Here is a 22868-nt window from a genome sequence, read left to right on the forward strand (position 1 = left end):
CGGTTGATTGCCAACCGGCATCTTTTTTTCTAAAGGGCTCACGACTATGGCTATTCGCGTCGGCATCAACGGATTCGGACGGATCGGACGGAACGTGCTGCGGGCCTCTCTGGACGATCCCGATCTGCAGTTTGTCGCGGTCAACGACCTGACGGACGCCAAGACCCTTGCCTACCTGCTGAAGTATGACTCCGTGCACGGCACGCTCAAAGCCAAGGTTGAGGCCAAAGGCGACCAGATTTTCGTCGACGGCAAGGCGATCAAGGTCTTGGCCGTCAAAGATCCCAAGGAACTTCCCTGGAAAGACCTGGACGTCGGATACGTGATCGAATCGACCGGACGGTTCACGGACCGGGAAGGTGCCGGACGCCACTTGTCGGCGGGAGCCAAGGCCGTCATTATTTCCGCGCCCGCCAAAGACCCCGACGTGACGATCGTGCTCGGCGTGAATGAACACGTGTACGATCCCATGGCTCATCACATCATCTCAAATGCGTCCTGCACGACGAACTGCCTGGCGCCCGTGGCCAAGGTTCTGCTCGAGAATTTCGGCATCAAGCACGGCGTGATGACGACGATCCACTCCTACACGAATGACCAGCAGTTGCTCGACCTCCCTCACAAGGATCTCCGGCGGGCTCGCGCGGCCGGCTTGTCGATGATTCCCACAAGCACCGGCGCGGCCAAAGCGCTGCACCTGGTCCTGCCGCAGCTCAAAGGAAAGATGGACGGGATGGCGATCCGCGTCCCCACGCCGAACGTGTCGCTGGTCGATCTGACCGTCGAAACCGAGCAAGACTGCGACGCCGCGGCCGTCAACGCCGCCTTCAGGCGCGCGGCCGACGGGTCGCTCAAAGGCATTTTGCAGTATTGCGAAGAGCCGATCGTGTCGATCGACCAGAAAGGCGACCCCCACTCCGCAACCCTGGACGCTCCGCTGACGACGGTGATCGATCGCCGCCTCGTCAAGGTCACGGCTTGGTACGACAACGAGTGGGGCTATTCGTGCCGCGTTCGCGATCTCATTAAGTTCATCGCGGCCCGAGCCTGAACGCCTGATCGCCAGGACAGGAACCACGCCTGAGTCCATCTCTCCCCTCCGGTCCGCCGCTCCACCCGGACCGCAACTCGGGGCCAGCGGCGTGAAGCGTGAATAAGGAGCGGTGATGTGAACCTGCACAAACAGACCATCGAAGACCTTCAACTGTACAACAAGCGCGTCATCATCCGGGCCGACTTCAACGTCCCTCTTGACGACTCGTTGCAGGTGGCCGACGACACCAGGATCCGATCCACGCTGCCGACCATCAACCGCGCGATCGACGAAGGCGCCAAGGTCATCCTCTGCTCGCACCTCGGCCGTCCCAAAGGAAAGTTCGATCCGAAACTCAGCCTGGCCCCGGTGGCCAAGCGACTCCAGCGCTGGCTCGGCAAAGATGTGGTGTTCGCGCCTGACTGCGTCGGTCCAGCGGTCGAGAACGTGGTCGCACGCATGAAGCCCGGCGACGTGCTGCTCCTGGAAAACCTGCGCTTCCATCCCGGGGAGGAGAAAAACGACGACGATTTCTCCAAGGCGTTGGCTTCGCTCGGCGACGTGTACATCAACGACGCCTTCGGCGCCGCGCACCGGGCCCATGCCTCCATCGTCGGCATTCCCAAGTTCGTCAAGGAATCGGCGGCCGGATATCTTCTGAAAAAGGAAATCGAGTACCTGGAGGGCGCGGTCGAGAACCCGATCCGGCCGTTCGTGGCGATTCTGGGCGGCGCGAAGGTGTCCGGCAAAATCGGGGTCATCGAGAACCTGGGCAAGAAAGTCGACAAGGTCATCATCGGTGGCGGTATGGCCTTCACCTTCATCAAGGCGATGGGGTTGGAGATCGGCAACTCGCTCGTCGAAAACGACATGCTCGATTTCGCTAAAGGCGTGCAGGAACACGCTTTCTCGCGCGGGGTGAAGTTTTACCTGCCGGTCGACTGTGTCGTGGCGGCGAGCCGGGAGCCCGGGGCGGAGACCAAGATCGTACCCGTGCAGGAGATTCCGAAGGACTGGTACGCCCTGGACATCGGCCCCGCGTCGGTCAAACTGTTCACCGAAGCGGTGCAGAACGCAAAGACGATCCTGTGGAACGGCCCGATGGGCGTGTTCGAAATCGACGCATTCGCCCGCGGGACGATGGCCATGGCCCATGCGGTCGCCAACGCGTACGCCTTGACCATCGTGGGCGGCGGTGATACGGCCCTGGCCGTGCACCGGGCCGGCGAGTCGGAAAGTATGTCCTTCATTTCCACCGGCGGCGGCGCGGCCCTGGAACTTCTGGAAGGCAAGCAACTCCCCGGCCTGGTCGCCTTGCCCGACCGGAACCCCTGAATTCTCGTGCCAGTCGCATAACGATCCGTTGAGGTCACCGCCGTGCGCCGACTGCTCATCGTGGGCAACTGGAAGATGCACAAGACGGCCTCGGAGGCGGCGGACCATGTCCGGCATCTCTTGGCGCTGATCCCGGAGACGATCGGGATCGAAGCGGTCCTCGCGCCGCCGTTCACGGCGTTGCAGGCGGTGCGTGACGCGCTGGCCGGCGATTCTCGCTTCGTCCTTGCCGCGCAGAACCTGTTCTGGGAAGACCAGGGCGCATTCACCGGAGAGATTTCCGGACCGATGTTGAAGGACCTCGGCTGCCGATACGTGATCGCCGGCCATTCAGAACGGCGGCAGATCTTCGGAGAGCAGGACGAACTCATCAACAGAAAGGTGCGCGCCGCCGTGAAACATGGCGTACGGCCGATTCTCTGCGTCGGAGAATCGGCCACCGAGCGTGACGCCGATCGCACCGATGCCGCGGTGACCGGACAGCTTCTGAAGGGACTCGCCGGCCTGCGCAAGGAAGACGTTGCGGCGGTGACCATCGCGTACGAACCGGTGTGGGCCATCGGCACCGGACGGGCCGCTTCGCCGGAACAGGCGGCGGCCGTGCACCGGACGATCCGGAAGAAATTAGCGGAACAGTGGGGACGTGACGCGGAGACCGCGATCCGCGTCCTGTATGGCGGGAGCGTGACGCCGCAGAACGCGGCATCGTTGCTGGCCAACGACCAGATCGACGGCGCATTGGTCGGAGGGGCTTGTCTCGATCCGAACGCCTTTGCTACAATTCTCGCCGCTGCGCAAGCCCGCGCCGCGTGCCCGCGATGAGGCCGTGATGTACACCTTGATCGTGATTGTTCATGTGCTGGTCTGCTTCCTCATGATCGGCGCCATTCTGCTCCAGTCCGGCAAAGGCGCAGAGATCGGCGCCGCCTTCGGCGGCTCCAGCCAGACCGTCTTCGGCAGCCGGGGGCCGGCCAATTTCCTGAGCAAGTTCACCGTCGTCGCCGCTTTCGTGTTCATGATCACGTCGCTGAGCCTCGCCATCATGGCCAAAGAGCGTACGTTCTCTTCCACCGTCATCGACTTGAACAAGAAAGCCGCGCCCGCCGCTCCGGCGGACAGTTCCAAAGACTCCTCACCGAGCCAGCCGGCCGAAGAAAGCAAGCCGGTGAGTCCGTAGACTTCCAGCTATCGGCGTTCAGCTCTCAGCCACTGATCCTGCCTGCGCCGAGCCTCGGCGAGCCGGCATTGAACTAGCGTCTTTCTGCAGTAAAGCACCCGCTTTTGAGAGCGAGGTTTCCAAACTCGCAGTTCCGAGACCAAGGCTGAAAGCTGATCACTGAGAGCTGACCGCTGGGGGCTGATAGCTGACGGCTGCCGGCTTAAATTCTCGTCAGCCACGCCTGGTGGGAGGGGTCCTCGCCTTTGACGACATCAAAGAACGCCTTCTGGAGACCCATTGTAATCGGACCGGGCTTGCCGGTTCCGATCCGCCGATTGTCGATTTCGCGCACCGGGGTGAGTTCCGCCGCAGTGCCGGTCACGAACACTTCGTCGGCGACATACATTTCGTCGCGGGTGAACCGTTCCTCTGCCACCGGAATCCCGCGCTCCCGCGCAAGCTGAATGACGGAATTCCGCGTGATGCCTTCGAGAATGGAAGTCAACGGCGTCGTCTTGAGCACGCCGCGCCTGACGATGAAGACATTCTCGCCCGTCCCTTCCGCAACATAGCCCTCGGGATCCAGCATGATGGCTTCGTCGTATCCGTCCGCCTTCACTTCGCGCTTGGCCAGGATCGAGTTGACGTAGTAACCGGAGATCTTCCCGCGGGTCATCGAGACGTTCACATGGTGCCGCGTGAAGGACGACACCCGCGCGCGAATGCCGTTGGCCAACGCCTCTTCTCCCAAATAGGCGCCCCACCGCCACGCCGCGATCGCCACGCGGACCGGGTTCTCCCCCGGATAGAGCCCCATCGCGCCGTAGCCGATGTAGACCAGCGGGCGGATGTAGCAGGCATCCAGCCTGTTCACCCGCACGGTCTCGACGATCGCCTCGGTCACCTGCTTTTTATCGTACGGTATCCGGATCATGGCGATGTGCGCAGACTCGAACAGCCGGTCGACATGCTCCGGTAGGCGAAAAATGGCCGAGCCGTTCTTCCCCCGATAGCAGCGAAGGCCTTCGAAGGCTGCCAAGCCGTAGTGGAGAGAATGGGTCAGGACGTGGACGTTCGCGTCCGCCCAATTCACAAACGTGCCGTCCATCCAGATTTTGTCGCTGGGTTGCATCGTGGAGCCCCTGAGAAATGTGGGTTCGGTGTTCGAGACAAGCACAACGGTATAGCAGCGCCCTCGGCCTTGTCAACGAACCGCGAAGACCTTAGCGCGTGTCCCTTGCCTTGCGGCCCGGTCACCGGACGATGCGTTCCCCTAGCCCTTTGCCTTGACAGTTTTCGCGGCCCTGTGTTAGAGATTCGCTTCCTGTTTGGAGGCACATACCCCTATGTATGCGATCGTGGAGACCGGCGGCAAACAATATCGGGTCGAGCCGGGGACCCTGCTGCAGGTGGAAGCGCTGCCCGGCGAAGTCGGCGGCACGGTCGAATTGGACCAGGTTCGGCTGGTCCACGGCGACAGCGGCTTCCTGGTCGGCCGGCCTGTCGTCCAGGGCGCGCGTGTGCTGGCGGAGATCGTCAAGCACGGGCGAGCCCGCTCGATCATGGTTTTCAAGAAGAAGCGCCGGAAGAACTACCGGCGGACGAAAGGCCACCGGCAGGGCTACACGCAGATTCGGATCACCGGCATCCAGACCGCGTGAAGCGATAGAGACCGTGAAGCGCATCTCGTGAAGCATCGTTCGTTTGCGAGATACGAGCGACGGTCTCTAGCGAGATACGAACGACGAGATACGAGGAACTGAACAATGGCAACGAACAAAGGCGGCGGCTCCTCCCGTAACGGGCGCGACAGCAACCCCCAATATCTCGGCGTCAAGGCGTTCGGCGGCGAAACGGTGAAGGCGGGAAGCATTCTCGTCCGGCAACGCGGGACGAAATTCTTCCCCGGCTTCAATGTCGGCCTGGGGCGGGACCATACGCTGTTCGCGAAGATCGCCGGGGTGGTGAAGTTCGAAGGCGGACGGGACAGGCAAAAAGTGAGCGTGTATCCGACCACCTCGACCGAGTAGCGCGCCGCCTTCCTTCTCCTCCTTCTGATCCTTTATCCTGTACCAACGCACAGCCAGATCAGTCCGCCAGTGCAGGCTTGACCCGGCAGGTTTCGCCCGCACGACTGCCGCGGTCGAGCACGGGTTCCGGTGACGGCCATGTTTGTCGATGAAGTCCGCATCTTCGTGAAGGCCGGGCGCGGCGGGGACGGCGTCTGCAGTTTTCGCCGCGAAAAGTACGTCCCGCACGGAGGGCCGGACGGTGGAGACGGCGGCAACGGCGGCAACGTGATCCTGGTCGCCTCGCACCGGCTCAGCACCCTCCTAGACCTGCGGTATCAGCAGCATTACGAGGCTGAGGCCGGCCGGCCGGGAGAAGGGTCCAACCGCCACGGCCGCACGGGCGACGATGTCGTCATTCCGGTCCCGGTCGGCACGATGGTTTTCGACGACGAGACCGGCGAGGTGCTGGCCGATCTGGCCGCGGACGGTGATTCCTTCGTCGCAGCCCGCGGCGGGCGCGGCGGGCGCGGCAATTCCCATTTCGCGACGCCCACGAATCGCGTGCCGACGCGTTTCGAACACGGGACGCCCGGCGAAGAGCGATGGCTGCGCCTCGAACTCAAACTGCTGGCAGATGTCGGCCTGGTCGGCTTGCCCAACGCCGGCAAGTCCACTTTGATCGCCGCCATTTCCGCCGCGCATCCCAAGATCGCCGACTATCCGTTCACGACGCTGACTCCCAACCTCGGCGTGGTCCGCCTGGGCGAAGACCGCAGTTTCGTCGTCGCGGACATTCCCGGCCTGATCGAAGGCGCTCACCAGGGCAAGGGGCTGGGCTTCCAATTCCTCCGGCACATCGAGCGGACGTCGTTCTTGCTGCACCTGGTGGACGTGTCGGAGTCCGCGCCGGACGATCCCATCGCCGCCTTCGAGGTCATGCGGAAGGAACTGGCGGCCTATGACGCGACGCTCAAAGCCAAACCCTTCGCGGTCGTCGGGACCAAGGTGGACATCCGCGAGTCCGGCGCGCGCCTGGAGCGTCTGCGGACCTATTGCAAGCGGCACCGCTTCAAATTCTTTCCGATCTCGGCCGTGACCCGGGAAGGCCTCGAGGAGGTCGTGCGTTTCGTCGGCCAGAAAGTGGACGCGTTGAGGAAGGAACCGTGCGCGACGAACTCCTGAAGCAAGCCAAACGGATCGTCATCAAGATCGGAAGCAGCCTGGTCGCCTCGCGCGATTCCGGACTGCGTCCGGAGCAGATCGACCGGTTGGCGGACGAGATCGCCTCGCTCAGGACGGACGGGCGGGAGGTTTTGATCGTCTCGTCCGGCGCGATCGTGTCGGGCATCAAGAAACTCGGCCTCAAAACCTATCCGAAGAATCTGCCGGTCAAGCAGGCCGCCGCGGCGGTCGGCCAAAGTCGGTTGATGTGGGCCTACGAGAAAGCCTTCGAGCGCGTGGGGCTCAAGGTCGCCCAGATCCTGCTCACGCATCAGGACTTGGCCGACCGGCGGCGCTTTCTCAACGCCCGCCACACGCTGACCACATTGATCGAATTCGGCGTAGTGCCCATCATCAACGAAAACGACACGGTGGCGGTGGACGAGATCCGGTTCGGCGACAACGACACCTTGGCCGGCGACGTCGCCCACCTGGTGGATGCCGACCTGTTGGTGATTCTCTCCGACGTCGACGGGCTTTACACCGAGGACCCGCGGCGCAATCCCTCGGCGACGTTGATTCCGCTCATCCCGGACATCACGGACGACATCGAGCGCCGCGCCGGCCTGTCTTCAACGTTCGAGGGCACGGGCGGTATGGCGACGAAGGTGCGCGCCGCCAAGAAGGTGGCCGAGTACGGCGTGGCGACGTTGATCCTCAACGGGGAAAAGGCCGGGCTGTTGCCGGCCGTGTTCGCCGGACAGCCGGGCGGCAGTCTGTTTCTGGCTCGCAGCCGCCGCTTGACCAGCCGCAAACAGTGGATCGCCTTCACCCTGCGCGCCCGGGGATCGCTCAAGCTCGACGACGGCGCGGTCGAGGCGCTCACGAAACGGGGCAAGAGCCTGCTGGCCTCGGGCATCATCGACGTGGTCGGCCAGTTCGAAGCCGGAGACCCGGTCGCCTGCACGGACCGGGACGGCAAAGAGTTCGCAAAGGGGTTGGTGAACTTCTCATCCGAAACTCTGGCCCGCATCAAAGGCCTGAAGACATCAGAGATCCAACAACTCCTCGGACAGCAGGAATATGAGGAGGTCATTCACCGGGATAATCTGGTGATCCTCTAGGAGGAATGTGGCATGTGGAAGGTGGAATGCAGACGGCCGATGCCGGGCCATTCCTCATTCCTCATTCCACATTCCTCATTCCTCGTTCATCAATAATAAAGCATGCGTCTCGGCTTATTCGGCGGCACGTTCAATCCGATCCACATCTGCCATCTGGCGATCGCCGCGCAGACGCGGGACCGGATGGGGCTCGACCGGGTTCTCTTCATCCCCACCGGCGATCCGCCGCACAAGCCGCCGGGCGTGCTCGCGCCGGCCGAGCACCGCTGCGAAATGGTCCGGCTCGCCATCGCCGGCGAACCGACCTTCGCCCTCACCGACATCGAGATCCGCCGTCCGACGAAATCCTATTCGATCGACACGGTTCGGGAGCTGCACCGCGACTACGGCGCATCGACGGCGCTCTTCTTCATCATCGGCCTCGACGCGTTTCTTGACTTTGATAGTTGGCGGGAGGCGCCGACCCTGCTGCGCCTCTGTCATTTCGTCGTCGTCTCGCGGCCCGGCGCGTTGTTCCGCTCGTTCGAGAAGGTCTCGTTGCTGCCGCCGATCGAACCCGCGCAGCTTTCCGAGCTGGACGCCGATCGGAAGGACCGCGTCGATGTGCAGATTCCCGGCGGCCGCGGCCTCTCGCTGCTCCGCCTTCCGCCCTGCATGGTCTCCGCTTCGGACATTCGCAACCGCATCCGGCAGCGACTCAGCCTGGCGAATCTGTTGCCCACCCCTGTTGAATCCTATATAATTCAGCACAAGCTCTACCTGGAGGACGCCGATCGTACTGGAGTCTAAGGCCAAGGCCCTCGCGATTGCGCGGGCATCCCTCGACAAAAAAGCCTCCGATGTCCTGGTTCTCCACGTTGCGAAACTGACCTCCGTCACCGATTATCTGGTTCTGTGTTCCGGGGAATCGGAACGTCAAGTCAAGGCCATCGCGGACAACGTGGACGCGGTCCTCTCGGCGCAGCGCTCCGCGCCACTCAGTATTGAAGGCACCTCCGCGTCCAACTGGATTCTGATGGACTTCGGTGACGTGGTCGCGCACGTGTTCCGCAAAGACGTGCGTGAACACTACGCGCTGGAAAAGCTGTGGGCCGATGCCAAACGAGTTCGGCTACCCTCGAAAGGTTCGTCCGGCCCGGCCCCGGTCCGGCAGACTCTGCGGGTCCGTCCGCCGCGGGTCCGGTCGACGAAGCAGGCCTAAGCCATGTTTCGGCTGTTGCTCACTATCTTCCTGGTCAGCGCCGGCATCTTCATCTACGGCTATTTCCGCGAACTGAACCCCGGCACCATTACCATCCGCACAAGCCCGACCGACACCTTTGAATTGAGTCCGGTCACGCTCGTCCTGGTGTCAATGGCGGGAGGGGCGTTCATCGTCACCCTGCTGGTCGGCATGCGCGAAACGGTTCACTTCATCGGCACCTGGCAGAGCAATCGCCTGCTGCGGCGTAAAGAAAAAGTCGATGCGCTCCACCGCGAAGGCACCCATGCCTTCATGTCGAAGCGCACGGCCGAGGCCATCAGTCTCTTCGAAAAGGCCTTGGCCCTCGATCCGAACCGCACCGATTCTCTGCTCTGGCTGGGCAATATCTACCGCTCGGAGAACAATTACGCCGAAGCGATCCGGCTTCACCAACACGCACACCGGGTGGACGCGCGGAACATCGAGGTGCTGCTGGAACTGGCCAAGGACCTCGAGTGCGCCAAGCGGTACGAAGACGCGCTCCAAGCCTTGCAGGACATCCTGAAGATCGAGCCGGACAATCTGACCGCCCTGATCCGCAAGCGGGACCTCTTCATCCGGTTGGAGAAATGGGCCGATGCGCTCGAAATCCAACACCGCCTGCTCAAAGCCAACCTCTCGGAGGCCGACAAACGGGCCGAAACCAACCTCCTGGTCGGCTGCATGTACGAAGTCGGACGCCAACTGCTCGAACGCGGCCATCCGGAAAAGGCCCGTCGCTACTTCCGCGGCGCCATCAAGAAGGACCGAGGATTCCTGCCCGCCTACATCGGCCTGGGTGAAATTCTTGTCAGGGAAGGCAAGGTCAAGAACGCCGTCGAGATCCTCAAGAAGGTCTACGCCAAAACGAAGAACGTTATCATCCTCCACCGGCTCGAGGAGCTGTATCTGGAACTGAGCGAGCCGGCCGAGATCATTCGGGTGTATCAAGAAGCCGTCCAACAGGACCCACGCAACCCGGTGCTGCAGTTCTATCTTGGCAAACTCTACTACCGGCTGGAGATGGTCGATGAAGCATACGATGTACTCTCGACGATCGAAGGACCGCAGGATCAAATGGTCGATTATCACAAGATCATGGCCAACCTCTACTTGCGCAAACAGCACGTGCTGCAGGCGGTGGCCGAACTGAAAAAAGCGCTCGGCTTCAAAAAGCGCGTCGTCGTGCCCTACGTCTGCACCCACTGTCAGCATGAAATCATCGAATGGTCGGGCCGCTGCCGTCGCTGCGGCCTCTGGAATACCTACGTCGCCTTGCCATGGGTAGACACCGGCAAGCCCTGCGTCGATCAGGACCACCCGCTGCCCAGTCTCCGCGCCGTGCCTTATCAGGGCATTGCATCTCCGTTCGAAACCGTGTAGGTTGCCGCCGGTATTTGCTGATCTGCTCATCTGCTGATCTGTTGATTTGAAGACGCGAGGCTCGACAGATCATCAGACCACAAATTTGTTGAGGTCCCCATGAATTACCAGGCTCTGGCCGAGAAAGCTTTGCAGGATGAAATGCTCACGCGGGAAGAGTGCCGGTCCGTTTTGAAGGCGCCCGATGAAGAACTGCTGGCCCTGCTCCAAGCCGCCTTCCGCGTCCGCGAACGTTACTTCGGCAAGACCGTCCGACTTCAGATGTTGCTGAACGCCAAGAGCGGCGCCTGTCAGGAGGACTGTCACTACTGTTCGCAGTCCTCGATCTCAACCGCCACGATCGAACGTTACGGTTTGTTGCCTCGGGAGCGGATGGTTGAAGGCGCCAGGCGGGCGGCGGCGGGAAAGGCGCAGCGCTATTGCATTGTGATCAGCGGGCGCAGTCCGCTGGATCGGGAGATTACCGAGATCGCCGACGCAGTGAAGGCCATCAAGCGGGAGATTCCCATTCAGATTTGCTGTTCGCTGGGATTGCTGAATGAAGAGCAGGCCCGGCAGCTCAAGGCCGCCGGTGTGGATCGGATCAATCACAACCTGAACACGAGCGAGGCCTACCATCCCTCGATCTGCACGACCCACACGTTCCAAGATCGGCTGGCGACGATCCGCAACGCCCGATCCGCCGGCCTCGAAATTTGCTCGGGCGGCATTGTCGGTATGGGTGAACGGGATGACGACATCATCGATCTGGCCTTGGCTCTGCGCGACGTGAAACCGGACTCCATCCCCCTGAACACGCTGCATCCGGTCCCCGGCACGCCCTTGGACCACTGTCGGAACCTTACGCCGCAGCGCTGCCTGAAAGTGCTGTGCCTCTTCCGCTTCCTCCACCCGCGGACGGAAATCCGGATCGCCGGCGGACGCGAATTCAATCTTCGTTCGCTGCAGCCGCTCGCGCTCTACCCCGCCGACTCGATGTTCGTGGACGGCTACCTCACCACCCCGGGGCAACCGGCCCCGGAAGTGTGGCAGATGATCGCCGACCTGGGGTTCACCATCGAAGTGCAATACAGCCGATCTCATATTCATGAGGAACCGGTGACTACCCACCGGTCCGGAATTGTGTGAAGACCTCCGGCTCGTATTCCACGCCAAGACCAATCACGGCTTCCTGACCTTAAAGTAGACATAACCCACGAGCAAAAGTCCAAAGACCGACAGAAACCCTGGCGACAGGATCAGCGATTCAGGGGATAGCTCCGTCGGCAGACCAAACTCTTCCGGTCGTTCTTCCGCTCGTGTGGCAGCCTCGGCCAGCCAATTGGTGCCCTGTCCTCTACTGCCCTCCTCTTCCGAAAGGTACAGGCGATCTCTCCGTCACCACCACTGAACCGGACTCTGAAAGACAGACCTGCGTCTGACCGACCGACGCTGGGACCAGCGCTCGCATCCACTCCCAATCGGGAACAGACAGGCACCCAAAGACCGGACGGTCGGGCTTCTCCTGACGCGCTTCCGGCTTGCTATGTGCAGAGTCATTGATCCCGAGCAGCAGAGTGACGGCAACGCACCCGACTGCTAGAACCAGGAGCTGCGCAACACGGTTAAGCATTCTGATATGAAATGCAGGTCTGTCACCGACCGGCCGGGTACCCGTTGCCGGGAGACCCATTGCTTTCATATGCATGGGTCGTGGTTACAACGGGTGAAGGCCCGCACCCCGCCAACACCTATACCAAGAAGGTCTACCGGCTCTGCCAGATTTTGTGTGGTGAGTGTCGTGCCCTCTCCCTTGATGAGAGAGGGAAGGTGAGGGTGAAGCCGGGCGAGTGCATCGTCCCACACCCTCGCCTTTCCAATAAGATCCGAACAACCGGTTTTCCGGATCATTCGCGGTATCAGAAGTGATACCCGACTCCGAACACCACAAAGTGAGCGCTGTAATCGGCTTTAAAGCCGCCGCCAAAGGGAAGGAAGTTTGCTTGGTTGAACTTGTATTCACCAAAGACGGCGATGTGCTTCGTCATGAACCCCCGCATTCCGGCCAAGACGTTCAAGCCCGGCCGGACCGCAGAGCCCGCCGTCGACGAAGGAGAGGTGTACCAGAAGAGGCCGAGTCCGGCCCCCGCGTAGGGTTGAACGAATTCACCGGGATAACGGTACACCACGTTAAACGCCGCCGTGGTCACCCGAACATGATCACCGGGAACAATATTTCCGCCCGAACCGCTCACCATGAAGTGCTGCTGCTTGAGATACGGAGTCGCCGTATACACTTCCGCTTCGCCTCCGAAATACTTCAGGTTGTCCAGAAAGTACCCCACCTTCAACCCATAGATCGGAGAATTCTGGAGACCGAGATCCGATCCGGTGACGCCCGCATCTCCCCTGACGTCGCTCAATTGCGCCGAAAGTCCATACCCAGCAAACCCTGCCACGTAGGGTTCCGCATGGGTCGCACAGGGAGAGATAAAGATCAGAGCAACCGTTCCCATCCATACAAAACTATATAGGAGGACTGTTCTGGCGATTCCCGTGAAGTAATTTGATCTCATGCCTGGCATCCCCTTTTCTTGATCGGTTGAGAGAACCTGTGGTCCATGACGGCGCTCAATACTCCCTTTCCGGCAAAACGAGAGAAAGCGAAGACCCTGAGCAAGGCGGCGTTCGTTTCCCGCATGATGAGGTTTGCGAGCTCAGTGGCGCCTGTTCCAATCATGGGCAATCTGGAGGCTAAACATCCCTCCACTATCTTTCGCGAAGTAGGCGTGAATCTGCTTGGTTTTTCTCAGTGGTGGACGAGCCGGATAGAGGAGCGGGTCATAGCCACGGACGTTGACGCGAATCGTGTGACATGTTTCGAGCCACTCGCCGACTTTCTTCAAGGCTCCGTTCTTTTTCGCCTCGGTGGGCCACCTGTTGATCTGTCTTGCGACTTCAAGCAACAGCGCTTCGACGAGTTCAGCATTCTCCTTGTTGATACCCGGGGAGGAGTCTTTCATAATGGCAATGAGCGCAGACACTTCGCTATGAGGTTTCTTGAGTTGCTTCTTGGCAAGACGGTCTAGAAGTTTGCCTTGACCGATATCGGCAGGACGCACCTTATTCTTCCCCCTCCAGATGACATAGACGCCGTCAGCATTGAGGGCTTCCTCTACTAAAATTTCATCCATACGGCGAAACGTTGCGCTGATCACCAACATCGCCAATGCTCCTGCTTGTTGTCCTTTCTCAAATGTTGTCCGGATGAGTGGAGCATGGACGGTCCTGACAGAGGTCGAGTCCAGTTCAACCGAGAAATTGGTTTCAGATGCGGCCGTGGCCTTCAAACGCTCCCACTTCGATTAATCGCCACTTATAGTCACCATCAAACTTAGCACCTCGCCCGTAGGTGTCAACTAGATTGCAACTTATCGTCTGTCCACTTATAGCATGTAGACTGATCGACTGGCTTGGCCTAGCTTACGCGCCCAATGAAACATTCGGAGCGGTTGCAGGCGGCGTTTGGCAAGGCCATGAGAGGGGCTCGCATGGCGCTTGGGATTTCCCAGGAGGAACTGGCTGCTCGGGCGCAACTCCACCGGACTTACGTGGGGGACATCGAACGAGGCAAGCGCAATCTAAGTCTTGTGAATATGGTTAAGGTAGCGGAGGCCTTAGGCAAGAAACTCAGCGATTTGGTCCGTGACATGGAACGGCATTTACGGAAGTCAGGCGTGGAGAGATAGAAGCGTCAGCCGACATAAGGACAGAACACGTGTCAGGCGACATTTCGTTGGATGGATAAGGCGCAGTTCACGGCGAGCGCCAATCAGTAATTCTTCTGGACGGCCAGTTCTTGAGGAGGAGTGGCTGGCTTTTCAGGAGGAGGGCCACCCCAGATCAGGACGTCCGGACACAGGTGCGGCCCTGTTCGGCCGTACGACCGTGCCGTCTCCACTGACGAATCTCGACGATGGCCTGAATCTGGATGAGTTTCTTGAGAATTTCCCCACCGTCAGGTGTGAACAGGCGCTCCAAGTGCTCGAATTCTCAAAGACATTGCATGATTCAGAAACGACAGTCCGGCCTTTCAATCACGACCGTTCAGGACCTTGGTTGGAGCGGTATCAAGAATGGCGAATTGCTCCGTCGGGCTGGAGAGCGATTTGATGTCCTGATACCAGCGGACCGTAAACTCCGTTACCAGCAGTAACTGGAAGGCCGGAGGCTGGCCATCGTGGTGCTCCCCACGAACCAGGTCCGTATCGTGGCCGACCTTCTTCCGGCCCTTGAGGAAACCCTGAAAACACTTAAGCCGGGGGCACTGGTAGCAATCCCGTTGCCGTCGGCCGGATAACCTTTCTCGAACAAGGAAGTCGCACCCCCTTCCTTCACATCACTGACCGCAACATCAACCGGTTGGCCTACGACTTCCCAAGAGCGGAGAAGATCGCGACTGTCGAGCCAGAGCAATAACGTGAGTTACTGAGCAGTACAACCAGCCTTCAGGCCATCCCAGTACCATCGGCTCCGAAATTGACGCCTGGTCTATGACCTCTACGGCCTGAGGGAAGAGGAAATCACCATCGGCGAGGAAGCTCCGGTCGTTTCTTGAAGGGAAGCGAAGGACAATGGCAACCATGAGCCAGAAGACGAACCGGTCAATCGGTCTCGCTCAGGCCGAGGCGTGACTGCAACAGTGGCGCAAGCACCATGACACACCCGCGAAAGTGGCGGCGGCCCATCGGAAAGTCTTACTGGAGCGGGTGAGTCAGTCCATGGCGTTCGAGAACCAGCCGGTCAGTACGGATCGCCTCAAGACTCTGACGGCGACCAAGAGGACCAACGCGAGCCACCGCAATGGACTCTGATAGGAACCTCTAAGTTAGTCCCGCTTTTCAGCAATCCCTTCACAGAATAATCCACTCTCGTCACGCCTCACGTGTTACGCCTATTCCACGCATTACGCATCACGCTTCACGTCTCACGCTTCACAGCTATTCATACCGCAGCCCCTCCACGATCGGCTGTTTGCCCGCCCAGCGGGCCGGGACGTAGCCGGCGAGGAGGGCGGCCGCCACGGCCAGCACCACCGCTTGGACGAGCACGCCCATCGGCAGTATGGGTTGAATCGTCCAACCGAACGACTGCTTGTTGATCACCTTGATCAGCAGGAGCGAGAGCAGGATGCCGCCTGCCAGGCCCAGGGCGGCGCCCAGCACGCCCAGATAGCCGGCCTCCCAGAGCACTAAACGGTGAATCTGTTGTTCGCTGGCGCCGATCGCCCGTAGAGTAGCTAATTCCCGCTGCCGCTCCAGCACGGACGTGAGCAATGTGTTCACGATGCCCAGGACGGCGATGATGACCGCGATCGCCTCCAGCGCATAGGTCAGGAAAAAGGTCCGGTCGAAGATGTCCAGAATTTCGCGCTTCAGCTCGGCGTTGCTGATGAGCGCGGGGGGCGCGTACGCCGCTGATTCGCCCGCTAGCTTCTGAGCGATCGCCTTCCGCACCGTATTCAGATCCGCGCCCGGCTCCAGATACACCGGAAACACCGTCACGCTGTCGTCCCTCCACAGCCGGCGGTAGAGGCTCTGGTCCATGACGACTTTCCCGCCGTCGGTGGCGTAGTCGTAGAACACGCCCATGATCGGGAAACGTTGTTCACCGGACGGAGTCATCAACGACAGCGTATCCCCTTGTTTGACACCGAGGTACCCCGCCAGAACCTCCGAGAGGATCACCCCGTCTTTGGCGGCCGCGCGCCGGAGGATCGCGGCGGAATCTCCCGAGACAAACAGGTATCGGCTCCGCTCGGCATGGAGCCGCAAATCGCGCGAGACCAGCGCGGTCGATCGGCCCTGAATGTCGATCCGCAGGTCACGGTAGGCATCCACCGCCGCCACACCGGGGACCGAGGCGACGAGCGCCCCCCACTCGCGGGGGAGCCGTTTGTCCAGCGTGCCGTGCTGGGTCCCGCGCAGCCACAGGCTCGGCGCAAGCACTAGGTCCGCGATCACCGTCTCGTTGATCCAGATTTCGACCGTGTGGCGAAAGCTGCGGACCATGATCCCGACTCCGACCATGATCGCCAGACCGATCATCAGCGCGGACACCGTGACGCCGTTGCGACCTGGCGAACGCGCCGTCTGATCCGCTGCGATCGCCCGAAGCGCGCCGGAGGCCGATAGATCGTCCCGTCTCCGGCGGTGCGTCACGGCCCAGACCCCCTGGATCAGCAGCGGCGCCAGACACGACAGACCGACCAGCAAGCACAGCGTGGAGAGGTAGCCGAACACCGGCAGTCCCGAAATCGGTCCGGGCATGGCCAGCAGCCCAGAGGCGATCAAAAAAGCGCACCCGACCCCCGCGAGCGTGCGCCTGCGCAGTTGCCGGCTCGCTTCGTAGCCGCCGGGTGCCAACGCGAGCACCGGAACCGTCCGGCCGGCGTCCAGGCTCGGCCCTAATGCCCCCACCATTGAGACCAGCCCGCCGATCAGCGCGCCTTCCGCCAACACACCCAGAATCGCCTCCATCCCGATCCCCGTGCGATCGCCGGTCCCGACCACCGATACATAGAGGTCGGACACCGTCCGGCTCAGCAACGACACAAGCCCTTTGGCCAGCGCCAAACCGAGCGCGCCGCCGAGCAGCCCGCCGACAATCCCGATGGCCGCCGCCTCAGCGAGAAACAGGCCGGCCACCGCCCGTTCGGACATCCCGAGCGCCCGGAAGATGCCGATTTCCCGGCGCCGCTGCGCCACTGCGAACGACACGGTGTTGTAGATGAGGAACATTCCCACCAAGAGCCCGACGCCGCTGAGGACGCCCAGGTTCAGTTGGAACGCGCGGACCATCTCCTCCACTTGCCGGCTCCGTTGAGCCGGCCGCTGCACGACCACGGAGGGGGGCACGATGGCCTGTAACGCCGCTTGAACGTCATCGACCGGCCGGGTGGGGGCCGTGACCACATCGATCCGGTCGAGGCGCCCGACCATCCCGAAGAGCATCTGCGCCGCGGCGATGTCCATCACGGCCAGATCCTCCCAGACCGAGGGGGGCCCGGACGGCGGTTCGATCACTCCCTTAACGGTGATTTGACGCAGGCGGTTGCCGACCAGAATGTCCAGCGTGCTCCCTTGGGTCAGACCCAACTCAGCCGCCAGCCGGCGCCCGACGAACAGCGCTGTCGCTGAAAGCAAGGAGTGGAGCGCCCGTTCCCCGGTACCCTCGCTTCGAACACGAAACGACTTCAGCTCGGCCGCCTCCAACAGGTCCAGTCCCAACACCACAAAGGACTGGCCGCGATGCGGGCCCGCCGCCACGCGAACCCCCTGTTCGATGACCGGGGACGCCGACGTGACATCCGGGTGCTCGCGGACGATGGTGATGACCGTTTCATCCAGCCCCAGTTCTCCGCCGGACACCTGCAAGGTCGCGGACCCGGCCACGGTCATGACGGCATCTTGAAACGACTTCAGGACATCCACGTTCGCCGTCCTGACCGCCACCGACGCCGAAACACCGAGGGCCACGCCAGCGACGGTCAACAGGGTCCTGACCGGCCGTTCGAAGAAATGTCCCCGACCCAGCATCAGCAGGGCTTCAAGCCGACTCAACAAGACGCCCATGTTTCTTCAAGCACTCTTCATGAGCGATCGCTCACCCACGCATGATGAACATCACGAACGGGCTAGAGGCAAGGGGCTCGGGGCAAGGGGGAAGAGACTCAGACCTCTCGCCTCGTGCCCCGCGCCTCGCGCCTATTTTCCATACAGAGCCGCGCGCGATCTTGTACTCCCCCTTGGGAAATTCTACGGTAGAATCATTTACAGACTGTCCGGCCTCTGTTAGACTGAATTGAGATTGACGCAACGGGGAGGCGGTTATGGCCAAACCTGCCAGGACCAAAAAGGCGAGCAGACCTCGGGCGGCGAGAAGAGCCAGGCGAAGCGGTGGGCTCACGCCTCGTCAAAAGCAGATTCTGCGTTTCGTGGCGCAGGGGATGACGAACCGTGAGATCGCCGCCCAGCTCGCGATCAGCGTCCGAACCGTGGAAGTCCACCGTTTCAACCTGATGCGGCGCCTGAAGGTGCGCAACGTGGCGCAACTGCTGCGCCAGGCTCTGCTCCACGGGCTCCTCCCGAAGAACTTCGCGCTCAGGTAAGCGGTCACAATTCTTTCAGTTTGCCGCGGCAGGCCGCCGGCGAGGCGTAGCCTTTCTTGTCCAGCACCGCCGACAACTCCTGTTCCAGCCGCTCGAACGCCCCCAATCCCTCCTCGACCAGGACCGTGCCGATCTGAACCGCCGACGCGCCGCACAGGAGATGCTCGAAGGCGTCGGTGCCGGTCATCACTCCGCCGGTCCCGATGATCGGCAGCCTGTCCTGAAACCGAGTCCAGAACGCCCGGACGTTCGCCAGCGCCACCGGTTTGATCACCGGGCCGCCCAACCCGCCGAACCCGCCCTTCGGCTTGATCACCGCGGTTTCCCGTTCAGGATCGATCACCAACGCGTTGCCGACGGAATTGATCAACGAGAGAAAATCCACGCCGGCCCGGCCGATCACCTGCGCCATAACGTCGTGATGGGCCGGATCGAAGTAGGGAGGCAGCTTCACGCCCATCGGCACCGTAATCACCTGCCGAACTCTTCGAATGAGCCGTTCGGAAGCCTCCGGATCGTAGCCGATCTGCGGCTTGCCGGGAATGTTAGGACAGGAAAGGTTGAGTTCGATCAGATCCGGTCCGCTCTTCGTGATGACCTCGGCGATCGTGACGAAGTCGTCTTCGCAGAGCCCGGCCACGCTGGCGAGGACCGGCTTGCCGAATCGACGGAGCGAGGGAATGAGTTCCGCATAGGCGCGATAGCCGAGATTGGGCAGACCCATGGAGTTGATCGAGCCGCCCGGAAATCCGTAGTAGCGCGGTTCCGGGTTACCCTGGCGCGGCTCCAGCGTCATGGACTTGGTGACGATCGCGCCGGCGCGGGAGCGGCCCAGCGCTTCCAGCTCCTCCCGCGTCACGCAGCGCGCGCCCGCCGCGTTCATGAAGCAACTGGGAAACCGCACGCCGGCTATAATGACGGACAAGTCCACCGCGTCACGCGCCTTGTGTGATGAGCTGGGGAGTCGTGCGGGCCGCCAGTTGTCCGTCCTGCATATGCCAGACGTAGTCGGCCTCCCGGGCCGCCGTCGCGCTGTGGGTCACCAACAGGATCGTGTGGCCAAATTGTTGCGGCAACGACCGCAGCAGCGCGATGATCTCCGCCCCGCTCTTGGAATCGAGATTGCCGGTCGGCTCATCGGCCAGAATCAAGCTCGGCCGGTGAATCAGGGCGCGGGCGATCGCCACTCGTTGCTGTTCGCCGCCCGACAGTTCCGCCGGTCGGTGCCGGTCGCGCGCGCGCATGCCGACCAACTCCAGCGTCTCGGCCACCCGCTTTCGCACCTTTGCCCCGCTCTCCCCTTTCAGCAGGAGCGGCAGCGCGACGTTCTCCGCCGCAGTCAGGCCGGGGACGAGATGGAAGGCCTGAAAGAGGATCCCGATCAGCTCACGCCGCAACCTTGTCCATTCGGCGGCGGTGAATCCGGAGGTCGGCCGGCCGTCGATGACGATCTCACCCGCCGTGGGAAGGTCCAACCCACCCACGAGATTGAGCAGCGTGCTCTTGCCGCACCCGCTCGGTCCGACGAAGGCGCAGAAGTCCCCTCGCTCGATCTCCAGCGTGACGTCCCGCAGTGCCACGACCTTGGCGTCGCCGCGGCTGTATTCCTTCGAGACATGGACCAGCTTGACCACACGCCTGCTCCCCTGCCCGCCCTCGTATAACACAACCTCCCGCAGGTCACAACCTTGACAGCGGGCGGCGACTGTCTTAGAAGAACGGCGCGCAGCCTGATCGATATGCTCACACCCCCCGTCGAACTCGGTTTTACCCGGCGTCACGTCGGCCGCCTACTCTCGACCTTGGCCCGCCGAACGCTCAATACCCTCCTGCCGGTCGAGTGCGCGGTCTGCCGGACTCCATTGACCGACGATCCGGTCCCGTTTTTCTGCCGGCGCTGCTGGTCCGCGATCGAACCGTTCCACGGTCCCTCCTGTCCGCGATGTCATCAGCCGTTTCCGTCCGCCGTGTCCCTGCTCCACAGTCCTACTCATCTTTGCGGCGCCTGCCGCAAGACCAAACCGGCCTACACCGAAGCCTGGTCGCTCTATCCCTATGTTCCGCCGCTCCAGGAAGCCATCCGCCTGTTTAAATACGGCGGCAAGGTGACGCTGGCGGATGCCTTGGCCGAGTTACTGAACCGCGCCTTACCGGAACCGCCGGCCGCCGACCTCGTCATGCCGGTGCCGCTCCATCCGGCCCGATTGAGAGAACGGGAATTCAACCAGTCGTTGCTCCTGGCCGACCGGCTGAGCCGACGGCTGCGCATCCCCCTGTCCTTCACGAACCTGGTCCGCGCCCGGGCAACGGAAGCGCAGACAAGACTCCGGCGGTCGGCGCGGCTCAAGAACCTGCGGCGGGCCTTCCAGGTGCGGCGCCCGCAGGAGGTCGCGGGCAAACGCGTGTTGCTGATCGACGACGTGTGGACGACCGGAACGACCATCAACGAGTGCGCCAAGGCGTTGAGGAAGGCCGGCACGGGCGACGTGTTCGCCCTCACGGTGGCGCGGGCGGTGAGTCCCGATCTGCTCTCCGCCCGTGTCGAGGCGGACCTTCCCTCGCCGGCACCGATCCCGAACTGACCATGCCCATCTACGAATATCGCTGCCGCGACTGCGGCAAACGAAGCAGCCACCTGGTGTTGAGCATCAGCAATCCGTCACCGGTCTCGTGCAAGCACTGTCGGAGCGCGAACGTCGAACGGCTCATGTCCCGCTTCGCCGCGCCCAAATCAGAGGAAGCCCGCCTCGAGTCGCTGGCGGACCCCAGCAACTTCGGCGATCTAGATGAGAACGATCCGCAAAGCATGGCCCGGTTCATGAAAAAGATGGGGCGGGAAATGGGCGAGGACTTCGGTGATGAATTGGATGAAGCCATCGAAGAGTCCGGCGGCGACCCGGCGGAGTCGAACACCACTGACATCGATTGACTTACATTGTCATCAATAATCGCTTGACTTCATGTCGTCGTCGGGCTAGCATCGCGCCGGATGTCGGAGCCTTCTTTCCGCGTGATGGTCCATGCCCAAAGAGGTCCGGAACGAATTGCTGACCGTGGCCGAGACGTGTCGCTATCTCAAGGTCACGCCCCGCACGCTCTATCGCTATATCCGGAACCGCCGGCTGCCGGGTTTCAAGCTTGGAAAGGAGTGGCGGTTCGTGCGGTCCGACCTCGAACAGTGGATCCGGCAGCGGGCCGACGAATCCCGTCCCTGACGCACTGAGGAGCGGAGCCATGTTTGCCGGCGAATACCTCTGCAAGGTCGATGAAAAAGGCCGGTTCATCGTCCCCTCGCCCCTTCGGGAGCAAGTCGAGGCGCAGGGCAACGGCGTGGTCTTTCTCAAGGGCCCCGAGCAGTCGCTCTGGCTTTACTCGATGGGTGAGTGGGAAAAGGTGTTGGAGCGGACCAAGACCACGCTCGATGAAGACCAAAGCCGCCTGTTCATGCACTTCATCGTCTCGGAAGCCGGCACCTCAGAGATCGACAAGGCGGGACGTATCCTGATCCCCGGCCGGCTCAGGAAACTCATCCCGGTCGATGAAGACCAGGAGATCGTGCTGGTCGGGCTCTATCATCGGCTGGAAATCTGGAACCCGGCCGAGTGGCGCCGCTACCTGAGCAAGACCGAAGACAGGTACGAACAGCACCTGTCCAAGATTCTCAACCTGCTCTGATCGACCACCGTGCCGACTTCACCAGGCAGGCGCCGCCGTCCCCGTTCACCGGTTTCGCTACGCCTCACGTCCTACCGGTCCCCACGCAAGCCGCCCGCGGATTTCCGAGAGCCTATTGCCTCGCCGGCGATGGTGAAGCGTCTGCCGGGCGCCGGCCGACTCCGCTCGGTCCCGCTGGCCGCCGGCCGACCGCCGCAACCTTTACCCGTCGTGTCCGCTGAACGTCTCTCCTTGAGCTTGCCGGTCCCCCCCAGCGTCAACCATCAATATGCCACGGTCAACGGGCGCCGCCTACTCTCCGCCGCCGGGAGAAGCTACAAGGCGCTTGTCGGGCAACAGATCGTCCTCGCGCTGGCGCGGTCGCCGCACCGTCACGCCTTGCTCGAGACCCTGCGAGCGGACGAGTTGGCCCTCTCGATTCGGTTCTATTTCACCTCGCGGTTGCGGCGGGACGTGGACGGAGGCCTCAAGATCGCCCAGGACGCCCTGTGCGAGGGACTGGGCATCAACGACAACCGGATCGTGGAAACGCATTTGTACAAGCACCTCGACAAGCTGAACCCTCGAATCGAGATTGCCCTGTCTCCCGTCACGGCTTCGACTTGATCCGATTGT

The 22868-nt window shown here is 61.9% G+C and carries 25 protein-coding genes; 19 read left to right on the plus strand and 6 right to left on the minus strand.

The window, feature by feature from the left end; all coding sequences use genetic code 11:
• Nucleotides 1–46 precede the first annotated feature (46 nt).
• The 4 genes from gap (at nucleotide 47) to secG (ending at nucleotide 3545) form a co-directional block, all read left to right on the plus strand.
• A complete protein-coding gene (gene gap / locus AB1555_00300; GenBank protein ID MEW6245134.1) occupies nucleotides 47–1051 on the plus strand; it encodes a type I glyceraldehyde-3-phosphate dehydrogenase in 1005 nt (334 codons plus the stop codon).
• A 123-nt stretch (nucleotides 1052–1174) separates the two neighbouring features.
• Entirely contained in the window at nucleotides 1175–2368 is a 1194-nt protein-coding gene (locus AB1555_00305; GenBank protein ID MEW6245135.1) for a phosphoglycerate kinase, read from the plus strand.
• Between the two features lie 42 nt (nucleotides 2369–2410).
• Nucleotides 2411–3190 carry a triose-phosphate isomerase gene (tpiA, locus tag AB1555_00310; protein MEW6245136.1) on the plus strand — a complete coding sequence of 260 codons (780 nt, stop codon included), beginning with the start codon at nucleotides 2411–2413 and terminating at the stop codon, nucleotides 3188–3190.
• 7 nt (nucleotides 3191–3197) lie between these two features.
• Nucleotides 3198–3545 carry a preprotein translocase subunit SecG gene (gene secG, locus AB1555_00315; GenBank protein MEW6245137.1) on the plus strand — a complete coding sequence of 116 codons (348 nt, stop codon included), beginning with the start codon at nucleotides 3198–3200 and terminating at the stop codon, nucleotides 3543–3545.
• Nucleotides 3546–3747: 202 nt separating this feature from the next.
• Here the strand turns inward: secG and AB1555_00320 are convergent, their stop codons facing one another.
• Entirely contained in the window at nucleotides 3748–4659 is a 912-nt protein-coding gene (locus AB1555_00320) for a branched-chain amino acid transaminase (protein MEW6245138.1), read from the minus strand.
• 214 nt (nucleotides 4660–4873) lie between these two features.
• On the opposite strand from AB1555_00320, the gene rplU reads away from it, so the two are divergent.
• The 8 genes from rplU to bioB all read left to right on the plus strand — a co-directional run bounded on the left by rplU (nucleotide 4874) and on the right by bioB (nucleotide 11557).
• Nucleotides 4874–5188 (plus strand): 50S ribosomal protein L21, encoded by a 315-nt coding sequence (gene rplU / locus AB1555_00325; protein ID MEW6245139.1) that lies wholly within the window; start codon nucleotides 4874–4876, stop codon nucleotides 5186–5188.
• A gap of 105 nt (nucleotides 5189–5293) precedes the next feature.
• On the plus strand, nucleotides 5294–5557 hold the full coding sequence (rpmA, locus tag AB1555_00330; GenBank protein MEW6245140.1) for a 50S ribosomal protein L27: 264 nt from the start codon (nucleotides 5294–5296) through the stop codon (nucleotides 5555–5557).
• Nucleotides 5558–5695: 138 nt separating this feature from the next.
• Entirely contained in the window at nucleotides 5696–6721 is a 1026-nt protein-coding gene (obgE, locus tag AB1555_00335) for a GTPase ObgE (protein MEW6245141.1), read from the plus strand.
• Nucleotides 6703–7824, plus strand: coding sequence for a glutamate 5-kinase (gene proB / locus AB1555_00340; protein ID MEW6245142.1), 1122 nt, complete (start codon nucleotides 6703–6705; stop codon nucleotides 7822–7824). The genes obgE and proB overlap by 19 nt, the downstream gene beginning before the upstream one ends.
• A 102-nt stretch (nucleotides 7825–7926) precedes the next feature.
• Nucleotides 7927–8613 carry a nicotinate-nucleotide adenylyltransferase gene (gene nadD / locus AB1555_00345; protein MEW6245143.1) on the plus strand — a complete coding sequence of 229 codons (687 nt, stop codon included), beginning with the start codon at nucleotides 7927–7929 and terminating at the stop codon, nucleotides 8611–8613.
• A 16-nt stretch (nucleotides 8614–8629) separates the two neighbouring features.
• Nucleotides 8630–9025: a ribosome silencing factor gene (gene rsfS, locus AB1555_00350; GenBank protein MEW6245144.1), complete on the plus strand. Its 396-nt coding sequence runs from the start codon at nucleotides 8630–8632 to the stop codon at nucleotides 9023–9025.
• A gap of 3 nt (nucleotides 9026–9028) precedes the next feature.
• Nucleotides 9029–10429 carry a tetratricopeptide repeat protein gene (locus tag AB1555_00355; GenBank protein ID MEW6245145.1) on the plus strand — a complete coding sequence of 467 codons (1401 nt, stop codon included), beginning with the start codon at nucleotides 9029–9031 and terminating at the stop codon, nucleotides 10427–10429.
• 99 nt (nucleotides 10430–10528) lie between these two features.
• A complete protein-coding gene (gene bioB, locus AB1555_00360) occupies nucleotides 10529–11557 on the plus strand; it encodes a biotin synthase BioB (GenBank protein ID MEW6245146.1) in 1029 nt (342 codons plus the stop codon).
• A 770-nt stretch (nucleotides 11558–12327) separates the two neighbouring features.
• On the opposite strand, the gene AB1555_00365 is transcribed toward bioB, so the two are convergent.
• Nucleotides 12328–12924, minus strand: coding sequence for an outer membrane beta-barrel protein (locus tag AB1555_00365; protein MEW6245147.1), 597 nt, complete (start codon nucleotides 12922–12924; stop codon nucleotides 12328–12330).
• 201 nt (nucleotides 12925–13125) lie between these two features.
• Entirely contained in the window at nucleotides 13126–13758 is a 633-nt protein-coding gene (locus tag AB1555_00370; GenBank protein ID MEW6245148.1) for a hypothetical protein, read from the minus strand.
• Nucleotides 13759–13902: 144 nt separating this feature from the next.
• Here AB1555_00370 and AB1555_00375 point away from each other — a divergent pair, with 144 nt between their 5' ends.
• The gene (locus AB1555_00375) at nucleotides 13903–14157 is read left to right on the plus strand and encodes a helix-turn-helix transcriptional regulator (protein MEW6245149.1); all 255 of its coding nucleotides are present in this window, start codon (nucleotides 13903–13905) and stop codon (nucleotides 14155–14157) included.
• Nucleotides 14158–15408: 1251 nt separating this feature from the next.
• Here the strand turns inward: AB1555_00375 and AB1555_00380 are convergent.
• Nucleotides 15409–18042, minus strand: coding sequence for an FtsX-like permease family protein (locus tag AB1555_00380; GenBank protein ID MEW6245150.1), 2634 nt, complete (start codon nucleotides 18040–18042; stop codon nucleotides 15409–15411).
• Between the two features lie 257 nt (nucleotides 18043–18299).
• On the opposite strand from AB1555_00380, the gene AB1555_00385 reads away from it, so the two are divergent.
• Nucleotides 18300–18578, plus strand: a complete 279-nt coding sequence (locus tag AB1555_00385; GenBank protein ID MEW6245151.1) for a response regulator transcription factor — start codon at nucleotides 18300–18302, stop codon at nucleotides 18576–18578.
• 4 nt (nucleotides 18579–18582) lie between these two features.
• Here AB1555_00385 and AB1555_00390 read toward each other — a convergent pair whose 3' ends face one another.
• The gene (locus AB1555_00390) at nucleotides 18583–19509 is read right to left on the minus strand and encodes a dihydroorotate oxidase (GenBank protein ID MEW6245152.1); all 927 of its coding nucleotides are present in this window, start codon (nucleotides 19507–19509) and stop codon (nucleotides 18583–18585) included.
• A 4-nt stretch (nucleotides 19510–19513) separates the two neighbouring features.
• Complete coding sequence (locus tag AB1555_00395; protein MEW6245153.1) at nucleotides 19514–20212, minus strand: ABC transporter ATP-binding protein; 699 nt, start codon at nucleotides 20210–20212, stop codon at nucleotides 19514–19516.
• A 105-nt stretch (nucleotides 20213–20317) separates the two neighbouring features.
• Here AB1555_00395 and AB1555_00400 point away from each other — a divergent pair, with 105 nt between their 5' ends.
• From AB1555_00400 to AB1555_00420, 5 genes are all read left to right on the plus strand, one after another.
• A complete protein-coding gene (locus AB1555_00400) occupies nucleotides 20318–21160 on the plus strand; it encodes a ComF family protein (GenBank protein ID MEW6245154.1) in 843 nt (280 codons plus the stop codon).
• A 2-nt stretch (nucleotides 21161–21162) separates the two neighbouring features.
• Nucleotides 21163–21507: an FmdB family zinc ribbon protein gene (locus AB1555_00405; protein MEW6245155.1), complete on the plus strand. Its 345-nt coding sequence runs from the start codon at nucleotides 21163–21165 to the stop codon at nucleotides 21505–21507.
• Nucleotides 21508–21598: 91 nt separating this feature from the next.
• Nucleotides 21599–21793: a helix-turn-helix domain-containing protein gene (locus AB1555_00410; GenBank protein ID MEW6245156.1), complete on the plus strand. Its 195-nt coding sequence runs from the start codon at nucleotides 21599–21601 to the stop codon at nucleotides 21791–21793.
• A gap of 19 nt (nucleotides 21794–21812) precedes the next feature.
• The gene (locus AB1555_00415; protein ID MEW6245157.1) at nucleotides 21813–22253 is read left to right on the plus strand and encodes a cell division/cell wall cluster transcriptional repressor MraZ; all 441 of its coding nucleotides are present in this window, start codon (nucleotides 21813–21815) and stop codon (nucleotides 22251–22253) included.
• A 129-nt stretch (nucleotides 22254–22382) separates the two neighbouring features.
• Nucleotides 22383–22859, plus strand: a complete 477-nt coding sequence (locus tag AB1555_00420) for a RusA family crossover junction endodeoxyribonuclease (GenBank protein ID MEW6245158.1) — start codon at nucleotides 22383–22385, stop codon at nucleotides 22857–22859.
• Nucleotides 22860–22868: the final 9 nt, after the last annotated feature.

Source organism: Nitrospirota bacterium, from assembly GCA_040755395.1.
Lineage (GTDB): Bacteria > Nitrospirota > Nitrospiria > Nitrospirales > Nitrospiraceae > DATLZU01.

Excerpts from the sequence above, each read along its gene's own strand:
- gap (MEW6245134.1), top strand. The coding sequence starts at position 47 with ATGGCTATTCGCGTCGGCATCAACGGATTCGGACGGATCGGACGGAAC.
- secG (MEW6245137.1), top strand. The coding sequence starts at position 3,198 with ATGTACACCTTGATCGTGATTGTTCATGTGCTGGTCTGCTTCCTCATG.
- AB1555_00320 (MEW6245138.1), bottom strand. The coding sequence starts at position 4,659 with ATGCAACCCAGCGACAAAATCTGGATGGACGGCACGTTTGTGAATTGG.
- rplU (MEW6245139.1), top strand. The coding sequence starts at position 4,874 with ATGTATGCGATCGTGGAGACCGGCGGCAAACAATATCGGGTCGAGCCG.
- rpmA (MEW6245140.1), top strand. The coding sequence starts at position 5,294 with ATGGCAACGAACAAAGGCGGCGGCTCCTCCCGTAACGGGCGCGACAGC.
- obgE (MEW6245141.1), top strand. The coding sequence starts at position 5,696 with ATGTTTGTCGATGAAGTCCGCATCTTCGTGAAGGCCGGGCGCGGCGGG.
- nadD (MEW6245143.1), top strand. The coding sequence starts at position 7,927 with ATGCGTCTCGGCTTATTCGGCGGCACGTTCAATCCGATCCACATCTGC.
- AB1555_00355 (MEW6245145.1), top strand. The coding sequence starts at position 9,029 with ATGTTTCGGCTGTTGCTCACTATCTTCCTGGTCAGCGCCGGCATCTTC.
- bioB (MEW6245146.1), top strand. The coding sequence starts at position 10,529 with ATGAATTACCAGGCTCTGGCCGAGAAAGCTTTGCAGGATGAAATGCTC.
- AB1555_00365 (MEW6245147.1), bottom strand. The coding sequence starts at position 12,924 with ATGGGAACGGTTGCTCTGATCTTTATCTCTCCCTGTGCGACCCATGCG.
- AB1555_00375 (MEW6245149.1), top strand. The coding sequence starts at position 13,903 with ATGAAACATTCGGAGCGGTTGCAGGCGGCGTTTGGCAAGGCCATGAGA.
- AB1555_00380 (MEW6245150.1), bottom strand. The coding sequence starts at position 18,042 with ATGGGCGTCTTGTTGAGTCGGCTTGAAGCCCTGCTGATGCTGGGTCGG.
- AB1555_00385 (MEW6245151.1), top strand. The coding sequence starts at position 18,300 with ATGGCCAAACCTGCCAGGACCAAAAAGGCGAGCAGACCTCGGGCGGCG.
- AB1555_00400 (MEW6245154.1), top strand. The coding sequence starts at position 20,318 with ATGCTCACACCCCCCGTCGAACTCGGTTTTACCCGGCGTCACGTCGGC.
- AB1555_00405 (MEW6245155.1), top strand. The coding sequence starts at position 21,163 with ATGCCCATCTACGAATATCGCTGCCGCGACTGCGGCAAACGAAGCAGC.
- AB1555_00410 (MEW6245156.1), top strand. The coding sequence starts at position 21,599 with ATGCCCAAAGAGGTCCGGAACGAATTGCTGACCGTGGCCGAGACGTGT.
- AB1555_00415 (MEW6245157.1), top strand. The coding sequence starts at position 21,813 with ATGTTTGCCGGCGAATACCTCTGCAAGGTCGATGAAAAAGGCCGGTTC.
- AB1555_00420 (MEW6245158.1), top strand. The coding sequence starts at position 22,383 with ATGGTGAAGCGTCTGCCGGGCGCCGGCCGACTCCGCTCGGTCCCGCTG.